The sequence below is a fragment of the Salinimicrobium catena genome (assembly GCF_900102915.1).
GTDB lineage: Bacteria > Bacteroidota > Bacteroidia > Flavobacteriales > Flavobacteriaceae > Salinimicrobium > Salinimicrobium catena.
Genome location: NZ_FNGG01000001.1, coordinates 968,508 through 982,985, shown reverse-complemented (window position 1 = coordinate 982,985; position 14,478 = coordinate 968,508). Strand labels below are relative to the sequence as shown.

Here is a 14,478-nt window from a genome sequence, read left to right as displayed (position 1 = left end):
CAATTATCCAACTTCTAATCTCCGACTTCCATTTTCTTTTTCAATCCTGCTTCTTTTCTCCAGCTATACAACACGGGTACCACGAACAAGGTCATGAGCGCGATCAACATTCCTCCAAAACTTGGAATTGCCATTGGGATCATGATATCGCTTCCGCGGCCTGTAGATGTTAACACCGGCAATAATGCCAGTATAGTTGTTGCCGTGGTCATCAAACAAGGCCTTATCCTTTTCTCTCCGGCCTCGATAACCGCTGCCCTCACCTGTTCTTTGGTCTCTGTGACGTTGCGGTCAAAAGACTGGGTAAGGTAAGTCGCCATCACCACCCCGTCATCGGTGGCGATACCGAACAAGGCGATGAACCCTACCCATACGGCCACACTCAGGTTAATGGTATGCATCTGGAAGAGGTCCCTAAGGTTCTCCCCAAAGAAGTTGAAATTCATGAACCAGTCCTGTCCGTACAACCAAATCAACAGGAAACCGCCGGCAAAAGCCACGGCGATCCCGGTAAACACCATTAAGGAGGTGGATACAGATCTAAACTGGAAATATAGGATCAGGAAAATGATCATCAGGGAAAGAGGCACCACTACAGAAAGTGTTTTCTCTGCCCTAAGCTGATTCTCATAAGTTCCGGTAAAACGGTAGGTGATCCCTTCAGGAACAGAAAGCGCTCCCGAAGCGATCTTTTCTTCAATAAGGTCCTGGGCATTTTCCACCACATCTACCTCGGCGAACCCGTCCAGCTTATCAAAAAGCACATAACCGATCAGGAAAGTATCCTCACTTTTGATCACCTGCGGGCCCTGTTCATATTTCACCTCAACAAGTTCTCCCAGCGGAACAGGAGTACCTCCTTCAACAGGAACGTAAATGTCTTTAATATCTTCAGGATTGGCCCTGAGCTCTCTTGGGTATCTCACCCTCATCCCGTAGCGTTCACGGCCTTCAACGGTCTGGGAGATCACCATTCCGCCCACCGCGACTTCCAGCACCTGTTGCACATCTTCAATAGCTATCCCATACCGGGCCAGTCTGTCGCGTTTAATATCGATGAGGAGGTAAGGTTTCCCCACTATCCTGTCGGCGAAAACCGCTTCATCTTTCACGCCTTCGGCTTCCTTCAGAATGTCTTCCAGTTTTAATCCGAAAGCTTCAATGGTCTTTAGATCAGGTCCTTTTACTTTGATCCCCATAGGCGCCCGCATACCGGTTTGGAGCATGACCAGGCGGGTCTCGATAGGCTGAAGTTTTGGCGCCGAAGTCACTCCGGGTAACTTGGTAGCCTTCACGATCTCATTCCAGATATCATCTGGTGACTGGATCTCTGGTCGCCAGTTTCTGAAGTATTCCCCGTCTTCATCAGGGATCAATTGCTCACGTCTTACCTTCAGCGGATCTTTCACGCTGCCTTCTTCCAGGTTGGCATCTTCGTCCACATCAGTATTCGGGTTTAGGACAAGTTTTCCACTCTTCAGAATGAACAAACCATCTTCATTGACCCGGTAACGCTGTGGCTCACCCTCCTCATTCCGCATATACTCAGATTTATACTGAATGACATTCTCATACATGGAAAGCGGTGCAGGGTCAAGTGCAGATTCGGTACGTCCGGCCTTTCCAACCACGGTCTCGATCTCCGGTATACCGGCAACAGCCATATCCAGTTGTTGTAACACCCTGGTATTCTCCTCCACCCCCGCATGAGGCAGGGAGGTAGGCATCAGCAGGAAGGAACCTTCATTTAGCGAAGGCATGAATTCCTTCCCTGTATTCCTCATGATCAAAAACCCTACAATTACAAGAACTGTTGGACCCGAAAGGAAAAGGATCTTATTGTTCAGGGCCCAGGTAAGGATGCGGGTATAATATCTTCGGAAAACCGTAAAGATCCCTAATAATCCAAAAGCAATTAAACCGACAAAAAGGAAGTTCATGAACACGCTTCGGTCAAATCCCAGAGGTCTCCAGTATTCTGCCAGCAGGTAAACAATTGCAAAGGCCGAAATGATCACATTGATCAAATTTGCCTTTTTAGGAGTGATCCTCTTTTTAAGAAGGAACAAGCCTGTGACCCCGTAGGCAACGACCACAATCCCGATAAAATAACCCATAACCATCGCCACAAGTCCGGCAATGATCAGGAGAATGTTAGCTCCAAATCCTACAGTTGTCCTCGAAGTTCTCTTTTTGAAGAAAATGGCTGCAAAAGGTGGTATTATGAACAGGGCAACGATCAGCGAAGCCGTAAGAGCCATGGTCTTGGTAAACGCCAGCGGCCTGAAAAGTTTTCCTTCGGCACCTATCATGGTGAAAACCGGAATAAAACTAATGATCGTGGTAAGTACCGCCGTGAGGATCGCTCCCGATACTTCGGAAGTGGCATTGTACACAACCGTGTTTATAGGTAGTTTTTTGCCATCGCCGTCTACCCCATGTTCATCCAGGTGTCGCAAAATATTTTCCGAAAGTATCACCCCAACATCTACCATGGTCCCGATCGCAATGGCAATACCCGAAAGTGCGACAATATTGGCAGGAACTCCGAACAGTTTCATAGAGATGAACACCATGAGCACGGCCACCGGAAGCAAACTGGAAATCAGCACCGAGGCCCTGAGGTTGTAGACCATCACGATGATCACTAAAATGGTAATAAGTATCTCCAGGCTTAGGGCCTCATTCAAAGTTCCAAGGGTTTCCTGGATCAATTCTGTCCTGTCGTAAAAAGGAACAATGGTGACCTGAGAAACCGTTCCGTCACTCAGTTCTTTAGAAGGAAGTCCGCCGCTTATTTCGGCGATCTGTTCTTTCACGTTATTGATCACTTCAAGCGGATTCGCGCCATAGCGCGCAACTACTACTCCACCCACTACTTCAGCGCCCTCCTTGTCCAAAACTCCCCGCCTTTGGGCAGGCCCTAAAGAGACTCTTGCAATATCTTTAATGCGAATTGAAGTGTAATCTTCTGAAGTGACTACAGCATTCTCTATATCTTCAATGGACTTCACATATCCCATTCCGCGAACAAGATATTCCGCCTGATTGATCTCCAGTGTTTGCGCACCAATGTCGCGGTTGCTCTCTTTCACCGCCATGACGACCTGCTTCAGCCCCACGTTGTACTGGCGCATCAATTCAGGATTTACATCTATCTGGTATTCCTGGACGAATCCACCTATGGAAGCTACTTCAGAAACCCCGCTGGCTCCCGAAAGGGCGTATTTCACATAATAATCCTGGATGCTCCGCAGTTCGTGAAGGTCCCAGCCGCCGGTAACATTCCCGTCCTTATCACGGCCTTCAAGGGTATACCAGAAGATCTGTCCAAGTCCTGTGGCATCTGGGCCAAGAGCCGGATTCACCCCTTCGGGCAACAAATTGCTGGGTAGGGAATTCAGCTTTTCGAGAATCCGGCTACGGCTCCAGTAAAATTCAATGTCTTCTTCAAAAATGATATAGATGCTCGAGAATCCGAACATCGAGGAACTCCGAATGGTCTTCACCCCTGGAATACCAAGTAATGAGGTGGTGAGCGGGTAAGTGATCTGGTCCTCGATATCCTGAGGAGACCTTCCCGGCCACTTGGTAAAAACGATCTGCTGGTTCTCACCAATATCGGGGATGGCGTCAACCGCTACAGGGTCTGTAGGCAGGACACCAGTTTCCCAGTTAAAGGGCGCTGTGACTATACCCCAACCCACGAACAACAGGAGAAGAATGGCAGCTACCAGCTTATTTTCAATTAAAAATTTGATGCCTTTATTCAGCATTGTTTGATGTTTAAGTAATTAGAAAAAGGTTAAATACAACCCGTGACCCACACCCGTTTTAGGGCAGGTCATAACCATCTAAATACTTAAAGATCAAATAAGGAAAGTCTCGTTAAGGACCTGGATGTCCCTGACGAGCAAAGGCGGAGAGTAGTCTGAAAAAGGAATTAACTGCTGTGGCAGTTCTTGAAACAGTCCTACATAGGAATAAGTAAAAGTGGAAAGAAATACCTGTTGCGGAAGTTCAAGATCATTAAATGAGATCTTCAGATCATCCTGGCCTTCTACAGAAATTTTTTGATCACTGCAACCATCTTCTGTGGTCATTTCACCTTCAGAAGGATGTTCCATTCCGCAGTCCTGGGCTTCAGAAAAAATAGCCTGATCCACCAGGTACGTTCCGCAGAAATGCTTATCCACGGTAAAGGACATGGTAGAGAACAGCACCAAAAGTGCCAGAACCAAAGAACCCGATTTTTGCAAAATCTTTTTCATTCCAATGACAAAAGTACTGAAAAAATAAATATCCCGAACATTTTAGTTCTCCGGTACAGACTTGAGCCGGTAATAATAGAATGCCGGCAACAGAATAAGGATTAAAACCGGATGGGCCAGAAATCTCCTCACGTAAAAAGCTGCTAGATAATCATCTGGTGTCACGTTCTGCATTAACCAGACAAAAAGAGGAAAGAGAACAATAAAAAAGAGTGCATAGATAACTCCTGCGAATTTGATAATGCTCCAGTTTTTAAAAGCCACATAAAGAATGGTGAGGGAAACCACCGTGTTCAGCAAAAACCTGAGGAAAACATTGAAGAACATAAGGTTAGTAAAATGATATTCCTGTTGCTCCTGGAAAGCCCGCTCAAAAAAGTACATGAACGGATCATAAAAATATTGATACTCATACATCCTGATCAATGCCAGCACTGCGACCAGCAACCCGATAAGAAACATCCTTAAATATGGGTTCATGCTCTTATTTGTTTAGTGTAAATAATGATCCAGACCACCCATAGCAGGAATACCGATCCGTAAATGACCAGCGGAAATGCTATCGTGTGTAAAAAATGAGCGTATTGCGGGTACTCATAAATGCCTACAGCCATAAGGCCTATACGAAAAATATTGGTCACATAAATGAGTACAGATCCCGCTAAAGTATAGATAAGAGTCGGCTTTAAACTTCCGAAGAAAGCCAGCATAAAAGAGATGAAGAGAATAATGATACTCGCCGCATTACAGCCTTCAATGATCCTGGCCACGAATTTTCCGTTCACGATCAGGTGCATGGTCGACTCGGGAAAGCCCGATCTTATTTGTGCTTCATAGCCCATTGCCGAGACCACCGCTTCACTTTGCAATGCGACCAGATGGGTTAGATAGTCGGGGTAATAGGATGCGGAATCAAAATTATTGAGGTACAGGTTGTACAAAAAGGCCAACAGCAGGTAGGTCCCCAAAAAGGTGAAAATAAAGCGGATTACCGAAGCATATTTCTGGACCAGTTGAAGCAAATTCTCCTGAAGGTTTTTTCAAAAGTATTGAAATTAACAGGTACGACCTCGAAGAATTTTTAAATACTTTTGTGCAAAACTTATACGGTATGCCTTTTAGCAAGCTAAGAACAGAAGTAGAAAAAATAGTACAGGAGCATGAAGCACCGGTAGATCTGCGCCTTAAGGAGATCTGCGAATTATTGAAAGCCGAGATCCCCTACTACACCTGGGTGGGATTTTATTTCAAGAACGGCGATAAGAATGAATTGAAACTGGGACCATACGCCGGTGAGCCTACAGACCATACCATCATTCCCTTCGGAAAAGGTATCTGCGGACAGGTGGCTGTGTCAAACAAAAACTTTGTAGTGCCCGATGTCAGCGCACAGGACAATTACATTGCCTGCAGCATTCATGTTAAAGCTGAGATCGTAGTGCCGCTTTTCAAGAACGGGGAAAACATCGGGCAGATAGATATTGATTCTAATGTCCCCGATCCTTTTACCGAAGAAGATGAAAGGTTCCTGGAATTCGTGAACGAAAAGGTAGCGGAGATCCTTTAGCCTCACCCCCGCCTCTCTAAAAGAAGAGGAGCTTTAAATACAAAGATCACAAGAGGTTTCAAAAATGATTTTTTTGGAACCTCTTAATCTAAATACAAAACCAAAAATTCTCCCACTTCTCAAGGGAGAAGTCCGCAAGACAGAGGGTCTTACATCCCCGTCCTAATAGCCTCTACGGGATCAAGCTTTGATGCCGAAATTGCAGGGACAATTCCAGAAATAAGCCCGATCACCGCAGAAACAGCTGTACCAATGAACAGGTTCCAGGGCGAGAGTACGAATTCGAAATCCCCGGTAAATTGTGAGGCCAGCAAGGAGATCACCCACACCAAAAATAATCCGATCAACCCGCCGATGACGGCTAAGATGACTGCTTCAAAGAGAAACTGAAATAAAATGAACCGGTTTTTGGCGCCCAGAGATTTCTGGATCCCAATAAGATTCGTTCGTTCCTTCACACTCACGAACATAATGTTGGCGATCCCAAAACCTCCCACTAAAAGTGAAAATCCGCTGATGATGAGCCCAATGAAATTCATTTGGCCGGTAATATTGTCGATGAAATCTGTAAAACCTTTGAGCTGGTTCACGAAGAAGTTATTGATCTCTTCCCGTCTAAGTCCGCGATTGTTCCTTATCTGCTGCTCCAGCAGTGCGACAAATTCGGCATTATCAACCCCATCTTCAGGTTTTATCACGATCTGCGGAAAAGTACCGCGGCTATTGCTTCCGTAGATACGCCGCACCGCATTTACAGGCACGAACACATTTGAATCATGACCACCTCCAAAAAGGCCTTGGCCCATTTTCTCAAGCAGGCCTATCACGGTGAATTTTCTGCCATACAAGCGCACTCTTTTACCCATAGGATCCCCCCCAGGAAATAAGCTTTCCGCCACATCATGCCCTAAAATGATCACAGGCGCCCCTCTTACCGATTCGGCCTGATTAAAGAATCTGCCCTCTTCCAGCTGTAGGGCTTCTATGTCGTAATATTCATATGAAACTGCAGCTATTCCCACATCGTTCGCGGTGTTTTCCTGGTACTTTATGGGTTCGTTCGGAACGTTTAGCACAAAGGAGGCTGCCTCCAGGTCGGGAAGATTTCGGCTAATGTCCTCATATTCCTCGTAAGTCACATCTGGAAATTGCTGTCTTTTCCATTGTGGCACCTCTGTAGGCCCGAATGAAAAACGGGTGACGATCATGGTGCTTTGATCAAGAGAACTAAGGCTTCCTTTGATCTCTTTCTCAAGCGAATCTACCGCTGCCAGCACGGCGATGATAGAAAAAATCCCAATGGTCACTCCCAGAAGTGACAACATGGTGCGTAATTTATTGTTTTTTAGAGCGTTAATTGCAAAATTAAAGCTCTCTTTAAGGACTCTCAGGTAGATCAACATAGCGCTAAGATCGGCATTCAACCTATATGACGTGCAGCTTCAGGTTTCGTTACAAATTTTATGAGAAATAAAGGCTTCAGGATTTATATTTTATACTGAAATAGTTACTTTTGCAACTTTACCAAAACCAACACAATGAGCAACTTAAAATCGGCGAAATCCGCATTAATTTCAGTTTTTAACAAAGAGGGGCTGGAACCCATTGTTAAAAAAATGGATGAGCTAGGAATTACCATCTACTCCACCGGCGGGACTGAAAAATTCATCACCGACCTGGGAATTAATGTAGTACCTGTTGAAGACATTACCTCCTACCCTTCCATTCTTGGAGGCCGGGTAAAGACGCTTCACCCAAAAGTATTTGGAGGCATTCTTAACCGAAGTGATAATGAACAGGACGCAGCCGAGCTGAAGGAATACCAGATTCCCCAGATCGACATCGTGATCGTGGACCTGTATCCTTTTGAAAAAACAGTTGCTTCTGGCGCTACAGACCAGGAAATCATTGAAAAAATAGATATCGGCGGAATTTCCCTCATCAGGGCGGCAGCCAAGAACTTCAAGGATGTGCTGTGCGTTTCTTCTATGGAAGATTACAGTGAGTTCTTAAACATTATTTCCGAAGGAAAAGGCGCAACTTCTTTGGCCGACAGGAAAAGATTCGCGGCAAAAGCCTTTAACGTATCTTCTCATTACGATACAGCCATCTTCAATTATTTCAATGAAGAAGAAACCGTTTATAAAGAAAGCTATACCACCGGGAAAGAGTTAAGATACGGAGAGAACCCTCATCAAAAAGGATATTTCTTCGGAGATTTTGACAGTATGTTCGAAAAGCTGCACGGCAAGGAACTTTCTTATAATAACCTTTTAGATGTAGATGCAGCGGTGAACCTGATGAGCGAGTTCAAAAATGAAGCGCCTACTTTTGCCATTTTAAAGCATAACAACGCCTGCGGCCTGGCCCAAAGAGACAGCATTCTTGAGGCCTATAAAGATGCTTTGGCGGGTGATCCGGTTTCGGCTTTCGGCGGAATTTTGATCAGCAATACCGAAATTGACAAAGCCACAGCAGAACAGATCCACAAATTATTCTGTGAAGTGGTGATCGCGCCCTCATATTCCGAAGAAGCTCTTGAAATTTTAAAAGGAAAGAAGAACAGGGTGATGCTTGTTCAGAAGGAAACAGAACTTCCGAAGAAACAGGTACGCACCTGTCTAAACGGCGTGCTTGTTCAGGATAAAGACCTAAAAACGGACACAAAAGAAGATTTAACTTTTGTGACCAACAATAAACCCGACGAGAACGAGTTAAGGGACCTATTGTTTGCTTCCAAGATCTGCAAGCATACCAAATCAAACACCATCGTTCTGGTAAAAAACAATCAGTTACTTGCAAGCGGTACAGGGCAGACTTCAAGAGTAGATGCTCTGCGACAAAGTATAGATAAGGCAAATTCTTTCGAATTTAACCTTAAAGGCGCCGTTATGGCAAGTGATGCTTTCTTCCCGTTCCCAGATTGTGTGGAGATCGCAGATCATGCCGGTATTACTTCGGTGATCCAGCCTGGAGGTTCGATAAAAGATCAGTTAAGCATTGACTATTGCAATGAAAATAACCTTTCTATGGTGATGACAGGCACGAGGCATTTTAAACATTAATTTTATTACATTTACCAAACCTCAAATTTAATAAGACTTAACATGGGATTTTTTGATTTTCTCACTGAAGAAATAGCCATTGACCTTGGGACTGCAAACACCCTTATCATTCATAACGACAAAGTAGTGGTTGACAGCCCATCTATCGTGGCCCGTCATAGAACAACAGGAAAGATTATTGCAGTGGGTAAAGAAGCTGCGATGATGCAGGGAAAGACCCATGAAAACATCAAGACCATTCGCCCACTTAAGGACGGGGTGATCGCTGACTTTGACGCGTCTGAAAAGATGCTTACCATGTTCATCAAGGAAATTCCCGCGTTAAAGAAGAAAATGTTCACGCCGGCTCTAAGAATGGTGATCTGTATCCCTTCGGGAATTACGGAAGTTGAGATGCGCGCGGTTAAAGAAAGTGCCGAAAGGGTAAATGGTAAAGAAGTTTATCTAATTCACGAACCCATGGCCGCAGCCATTGGTATTGGAGTAGACATCATGCAGCCAAAAGGTAACATGATCGTGGATATAGGGGGTGGTACTACAGAGATCGCTGTGATCGCCCTTGGCGGTATCGTGTGTGACAAATCTGTAAAGATCGCGGGTGATGTTTTCACCAATGACATCGTTTATTATATGCGCACCCAGCACAACCTTTATGTGGGTGAGCGTACTGCGGAAAAAATAAAGATCCAGATTGGAGCCGCGACCGAAGACCTTGAAGTTCCGCCAGACGAAATGAACGTTCAGGGACGTGACTTGTTAACCGGAAAACCGAAACAGGTGAACATCTCCTTTAGAGAGATCGCGAAAGCTCTTGACAAATCTATTTTGAGGATCGAGGATGCTGTGATGGAAACGCTTTCTCAAACTCCGCCTGAACTTGCTGCCGATATCTACAATACCGGAATTTACCTCGCAGGGGGTGGCTCAATGTTAAGGGGCCTTGATAAAAGATTATCTCAAAAGACAGATCTTCCAGTGTACATTGCAGAAGATCCTTTAAGGGCAGTAGTACGCGGTACCGGTATTTGCCTTAAGACCCTTCACCGCTACAAGAGCATCTTGATAAAGTAGGAGTAACTTATGCAGCAAATAATAAATTTTCTTATTCGCAATAAGAACAATATTTTATTCTTGTTGCTGCTTTCGGTTTCCCTGTTTTTGACCATACAATCGCATTCGTATCAAAAGAGCAAATTCATTAGTTCCGCAAATTTCGTGAGCGGGGGAATTTACAGCTGGACGAGCAACATCAACACCTATTTTAACCTTGAAGAGTACAACCTTCGGTTACTTGAGGAGAATCAAAGGCTTCGGACAAGACTGGCTACCTATGAAGATTCGCTGGAAATAAAAGATTTCACCGACACTTCTTCTTATGAGGGCAGCTATATTTTCAGGGCTTCAGAAGTCATCAATAATAATTACGCCAAGGTTGACAATTACCTCACCTTGAAATCGGGTTCGCGGGAGGGAATAGAGCGAGACATGGGAGTGGTAACCAGTAAAGGGATCGTAGGTATCGTAGAGAACGTTTCTCCTAATTATTCAACCGTCATCTCCATTTTAAACTCCAATTCCAGAATCAACGCCCAGCTAAAAAAATCAAATCACTTCGGAACTTTGGTCTGGAACGGGGAAGATCCCAATGTAGTGCAGCTGATCGATGTTCCGGCAATTGCTCCTGTTACTAAAGGAGATACTATAATTACCGGCGGAAGGTCCCTGATCTTCCCAAAAGGCATTCCCATTGGAGACATCATAGATTATGAACTTGATCAAAGCGAAAGCTATTACACTATAAACATTGGGCTTTTCAACGACATGACCAACCTTGGCTATGTTTACATCATTGAAAATACGGCCCAGGAAGAGATAAAGGAACTGCAAAATATCACCAAGGATGAATAACGTAGTGTTGTCAAATACCTTTCGGTTCTTTTTCCTCATCCTGCTGCAGGTACTCTTGCTGAACAACATCAATTTTATGGGGTACATCAATCCGTACCTTTACATTTTGTTCATCCTGCTGTATCCCTTTAACGGAAATCAAACCCTGCTCCTTATTTTAAGTTTTTTCCTGGGACTTGGCGTAGACCTGTTCGAAGACAGCGGGGGGATCAATGCTGCCGCCTGCGTGGTGATCGCATATATACGCCCGGTGGTTTTAAGGTTCTCCTTTGGAGTGAGCTATGATTACCAGACAATCAAATTTTCCAGCACCCCTATAGGCTCAAGGATAAGTTACGTGGCTATTCTTGTGTTCATTCATCATTTTGTGCTCTTTTTATTGGAATTTTTCAATTTTGCACACTTCTTGTTACTTCTAAAGAAAACATTGTTTTCAGGCATTTTTACCCTGATCCTGATTTTCCTAACCTTGGCACTATTCAACAGAAGATCTAGATGAGAAGAATCCTATTATACATTATCATTATTACCTCAGGGCTAATCTTTCTGGCCCGTTTGTTCTACCTTCAGGTCCTGGATGATTCCTTTGCAGGGCTTTCCGAGAACAACGCTATCAAGGTGGTATATGATTACCCACAGCGAGGCTTCATTTTTGACCGCAATGGAGAGCTACTGGTTTCCAACCAGCCCTCTTATGACGTGATGGTCATTCCGCGGAATTTAAAACCTTTTGATACAACCGAATTCTGTAAGATCTTAGGACTTACTGAAGAACAACTGGTTGGAAGGCTGGACAAGGCAAAGATCTATTCTCCACGCCTGCCCTCTGTGGTCATTCCGCAGCTTACAAAAAGTGAATATGCTTATCTGCAGGAGAAAATGCGGAAGTATGAAGGTTTTTACATTCAGAAGCGATCGCTAAGGGACTATTATACCGAACATGGATCAAACATCTTAGGCTACATCGCAGAGGTTAACCAACGTACGGTAAATGAAAACCCTTATTACCTTTCCGGAGACCTTATCGGGAAACAGGGAGTAGAGGAATACTATGAAGAACTTTTACGCGGAATAAAGGGAGTAAAATATATTCAGAAAGACCGGTTTAACAGAGACATTGGCCCGTACAAAGGAGGGATCTACGATACCCTTCCCAAAAAAGGAAAAGACCTCACCATTACCATTGATGCAGAACTCCAAAAGTATGGAGAACTGCTTATGGAGAACAAGCGTGGAGGTATTGTTGCCATTGAACCGGCTACAGGAGAGATCCTGGCCATGGTGACCGCGCCCAACTATGATCCGGCTAAACTGGTGGGCCGAAAAAGATCCAAGAACTTCACTGAACTGTATTACGACACCATAGCCAAGCCATTATATGATCGTGGCCTGTTGGCCGAATATCCTCCGGGATCCCCATTCAAGACCATTAATGCTCTTATTGCCTTACAGGAAGGTGTAGTGGATACCAGGGAAAGGTTTACCTGCCAAATGGGTTATTATTACGGGAGAGGCCGAAAAATGGGTTGTCATGCCCATCCCGGACCGCTAAGTATGATCCCGGGAATTGCTAATTCCTGCAATGCCTACTTCGCTAATGTCTACCGGCGCATCATTGAAAAATACCCTACCCCTCAGGAGGGGGTGAACACCTGGGCCGAACATCTTGAAAGCTTTGGGTTAGGAGATTATTTGGGTTATGACCTTCCCACCGGGAGATCAGGAAAGATCCCTACGGCAGATTACTATAATGCCATTTATGAATATCCAAAGTACAAATGGTTTGCACCTGCCACTCTTTCTAATGCCATTGGCCAGGGAGAAGTTTTGATGACCCCTATTCAGCTGGCAAATATGACTGCTGCGATAGCCAACAGGGGTTGGTTCTACACTCCTCACATCCTTAAAGAGATAGACGGGAACCCCATCAAGAAAGAAGAATATACACAAAAGAAGTACACCACAATTGATCCCGAACATTTTGAACCGGTGATCGAAGGCATGCATCAGGTATATAAATCGGGAACTGCCTCTGCCCTGGGAATTCCGGGAATCGAAATAGCCGGTAAGACAGGTACCGCAGAGAACTTTACGAAGATCAACGGAAAAAGAGTGCAGTTGACAGACCATTCCATCTTCATCGCTTTTGCCCCTGTTGACGACCCAAAGATCGCCATGGCGGTTTTTGTAGAGAACGGTTATTGGGGAGGACGCTATGCCGGAAGGATCGCCGGATTACTAATAGAAAAGTATTTGAAAGGGGAGATCACCCGAAAAGACATGGAAGAATGGATCCTTACTCACAGCCTGGAAGAAGAATATGCCAAACCACTTAGTGGCGAACCATTTAAAATCAACCAGTAGTAAATGTCCAAAACCATCTCTCAATTTGACTGGCTAAGCATTCTCTTGTACTTTTTACTGGTGAGCATAGGTTGGGTGAACATCTATTCGGCCTCGCTTGATGATACAGCCACGTCTTTTTTTGACCTGGATCAGATCTACGGAAAACAGCTGTTATGGATCATTTTAAGCGTCTTCCTAATAGTGATCCTGCTTTCGCTGGAAGCTAAGTTCTATGAGCGATTTGCCAGCATCATCTATGTCTTTTCACTTTTCAGTATTATCGGGCTCTTTTTCTTCGGAAAGACCATCAACGGCGCCACATCATGGTACGCCATAGGCGGATTTACAATCCAGCCTTCAGAATTCGCTAAAGTGGCCACTGCCCTAGCGCTCGCAAAGTTTACGAGTGACATTCAGACCAATATCAAGAACCTGGGCGATCAATTCAAAGCCTTTATAATAATAGCTTTACCGGCATTGATCATCCTGCCCCAGCCCGATGCGGGAAGTGCTATGGTATATGCTGCATTTTTCTTTCCGCTTTACAGGGAAGGACTTTCTGGAGTGTATTTGCTGATAGGCGCATTGGGCATCCTGGTCTTCGTCCTTACTTTGATGTTCAATCCTTTTTGGGTTTCGGGAGGAGCGGTAATAGTACTGCTGTTAACCTATTTTCTAAGAAAGAAGAAAAAACCGGGAGCCATAGCTTACCTGAGCATTCTTATCGTGGCTGTTGCCCTTTCCTTTTCTGTAAATTATATTTTTGAGAACATTTTTGAACAGCGGCACAGGGACAGGTTCAATATCGTTCTGGGAAAAGAAGTAGATAATCGTGGTATTGGTTATAATACCAACCAGAGCGAGATCGCCATTGGCAGCGGAAGCTGGTTTGGCAAAGGCTGGACGCAGGGCACCCAGACCAAGGGAAATTTCGTCCCTGAACAACACACCGACTATATTTTCAGCACCGTAGGCGAAGAATGGGGCTTTATAGGAAGTACTGTAGTGGTCCTGCTTTTCATACTTTTGATGTTGCGCATACTTCACCTTGCCGAAAGACAGAAATCGCAGTTTAACCGGGTCTACGGCTATAGTGTGGCGGGTATCCTGTTCATTCACTTCTTTGTGAACGTGGGAATGGTGATAGGCATATTTCCGACAGTAGGCATCCCACTCCCCTTCTTTAGTTACGGAGGTTCAGGATTATGGGGTTTTACCATCCTGCTCTTCATTTTTATAAAACTGGATGCTGATAGAATGTCATTTTGGTAAGCCTTTTATTTAGCAGTATTATAAACTTGATTTCTTCGAAAGCAAACCC

At 44.7% G+C, this 14,478-nt stretch carries 12 protein-coding genes; 7 read left to right on the top strand and 5 right to left on the bottom strand.

Going from position 1 to position 14,478, the window contains the following annotated elements; all coding sequences use genetic code 11:
* Positions 1 to 14: 14 nt before the first annotated feature.
* The 4 genes from BLS64_RS04535 to xrtF all read right to left on the bottom strand — a co-directional run bounded on the left by BLS64_RS04535 (position 15) and on the right by xrtF (position 5,293).
* A complete protein-coding gene (locus BLS64_RS04535; RefSeq protein WP_093112141.1) occupies positions 15 to 3,776 on the bottom strand; it encodes an efflux RND transporter permease subunit in 3,762 nt (1,253 codons plus the stop codon).
* A gap of 93 nt (positions 3,777 to 3,869) precedes the next feature.
* On the bottom strand, positions 3,870 to 4,271 hold the full coding sequence (locus BLS64_RS04530) for an HYC_CC_PP family protein (RefSeq protein ID WP_093112139.1): 402 nt from the start codon (positions 4,269 to 4,271) through the stop codon (positions 3,870 to 3,872).
* A 42-nt stretch (positions 4,272 to 4,313) separates the two neighbouring features.
* Positions 4,314 to 4,751, bottom strand: coding sequence for an exosortase F system-associated membrane protein (locus BLS64_RS04525; protein WP_093112137.1), 438 nt, complete (start codon positions 4,749 to 4,751; stop codon positions 4,314 to 4,316).
* Positions 4,748 to 5,293 (bottom strand): exosortase family protein XrtF, encoded by a 546-nt coding sequence (gene xrtF, locus BLS64_RS04520; RefSeq protein WP_093112135.1) that lies wholly within the window; start codon positions 5,291 to 5,293, stop codon positions 4,748 to 4,750. Before xrtF ends, BLS64_RS04525 begins: the two co-directional genes overlap by 4 nt.
* 89 nt (positions 5,294 to 5,382) lie before the next feature.
* On the opposite strand from xrtF, the gene BLS64_RS04515 reads away from it, so the two are divergent.
* On the top strand, positions 5,383 to 5,838 hold the full coding sequence (locus BLS64_RS04515; RefSeq protein ID WP_093112133.1) for a GAF domain-containing protein: 456 nt from the start codon (positions 5,383 to 5,385) through the stop codon (positions 5,836 to 5,838).
* Between the two features lie 149 nt (positions 5,839 to 5,987).
* Here BLS64_RS04515 and BLS64_RS04510 read toward each other — a convergent pair whose 3' ends face one another.
* A complete protein-coding gene (locus BLS64_RS04510; RefSeq protein ID WP_093112343.1) occupies positions 5,988 to 7,241 on the bottom strand; it encodes an ABC transporter permease in 1,254 nt (417 codons plus the stop codon).
* 135 nt (positions 7,242 to 7,376) lie between these two features.
* Here BLS64_RS04510 and purH point away from each other — a divergent pair, with 135 nt between their 5' ends.
* The 6 genes from purH to rodA are packed head-to-tail and all read left to right on the top strand — an operon-like array spanning position 7,377 to position 14,429.
* Entirely contained in the window at positions 7,377 to 8,903 is a 1,527-nt protein-coding gene (gene purH / locus BLS64_RS04505; protein ID WP_093112131.1) for a bifunctional phosphoribosylaminoimidazolecarboxamide formyltransferase/IMP cyclohydrolase, read from the top strand.
* 42 nt (positions 8,904 to 8,945) lie between these two features.
* Complete coding sequence (locus BLS64_RS04500; RefSeq protein WP_093112129.1) at positions 8,946 to 9,974, top strand: rod shape-determining protein; 1,029 nt, start codon at positions 8,946 to 8,948, stop codon at positions 9,972 to 9,974.
* A 9-nt stretch (positions 9,975 to 9,983) separates the two neighbouring features.
* On the top strand, positions 9,984 to 10,811 hold the full coding sequence (gene mreC / locus BLS64_RS04495) for a rod shape-determining protein MreC (RefSeq protein WP_093112127.1): 828 nt from the start codon (positions 9,984 to 9,986) through the stop codon (positions 10,809 to 10,811).
* Positions 10,804 to 11,310, top strand: coding sequence for a rod shape-determining protein MreD (locus BLS64_RS04490; RefSeq protein ID WP_093112125.1), 507 nt, complete (start codon positions 10,804 to 10,806; stop codon positions 11,308 to 11,310). The genes mreC and BLS64_RS04490 overlap by 8 nt, the downstream gene beginning before the upstream one ends.
* The gene (gene mrdA, locus BLS64_RS04485) at positions 11,307 to 13,175 is read left to right on the top strand and encodes a penicillin-binding protein 2 (RefSeq protein ID WP_093112123.1); all 1,869 of its coding nucleotides are present in this window, start codon (positions 11,307 to 11,309) and stop codon (positions 13,173 to 13,175) included. The genes BLS64_RS04490 and mrdA overlap by 4 nt, the downstream gene beginning before the upstream one ends.
* A 3-nt stretch (positions 13,176 to 13,178) precedes the next feature.
* On the top strand, positions 13,179 to 14,429 hold the full coding sequence (gene rodA / locus BLS64_RS04480; RefSeq protein WP_093112121.1) for a rod shape-determining protein RodA: 1,251 nt from the start codon (positions 13,179 to 13,181) through the stop codon (positions 14,427 to 14,429).
* The last annotated feature ends 49 nt before the right edge of the window (positions 14,430 to 14,478 follow it).

Excerpts from the sequence above, each read along its gene's own strand:
- BLS64_RS04535 (WP_093112141.1), bottom strand. The coding sequence starts at position 3,776 with ATGCTGAATAAAGGCATCAAATTTTTAATTGAAAATAAGCTGGTAGCT.
- BLS64_RS04530 (WP_093112139.1), bottom strand. The coding sequence starts at position 4,271 with ATGAAAAAGATTTTGCAAAAATCGGGTTCTTTGGTTCTGGCACTTTTG.
- BLS64_RS04525 (WP_093112137.1), bottom strand. The coding sequence starts at position 4,751 with ATGAACCCATATTTAAGGATGTTTCTTATCGGGTTGCTGGTCGCAGTG.
- BLS64_RS04515 (WP_093112133.1), top strand. The coding sequence starts at position 5,383 with ATGCCTTTTAGCAAGCTAAGAACAGAAGTAGAAAAAATAGTACAGGAG.
- BLS64_RS04510 (WP_093112343.1), bottom strand. The coding sequence starts at position 7,241 with ATGTTGATCTACCTGAGAGTCCTTAAAGAGAGCTTTAATTTTGCAATT.
- purH (WP_093112131.1), top strand. The coding sequence starts at position 7,377 with ATGAGCAACTTAAAATCGGCGAAATCCGCATTAATTTCAGTTTTTAAC.
- BLS64_RS04500 (WP_093112129.1), top strand. The coding sequence starts at position 8,946 with ATGGGATTTTTTGATTTTCTCACTGAAGAAATAGCCATTGACCTTGGG.
- mreC (WP_093112127.1), top strand. The coding sequence starts at position 9,984 with ATGCAGCAAATAATAAATTTTCTTATTCGCAATAAGAACAATATTTTA.
- BLS64_RS04490 (WP_093112125.1), top strand. The coding sequence starts at position 10,804 with ATGAATAACGTAGTGTTGTCAAATACCTTTCGGTTCTTTTTCCTCATC.
- mrdA (WP_093112123.1), top strand. The coding sequence starts at position 11,307 with ATGAGAAGAATCCTATTATACATTATCATTATTACCTCAGGGCTAATC.
- rodA (WP_093112121.1), top strand. The coding sequence starts at position 13,179 with ATGTCCAAAACCATCTCTCAATTTGACTGGCTAAGCATTCTCTTGTAC.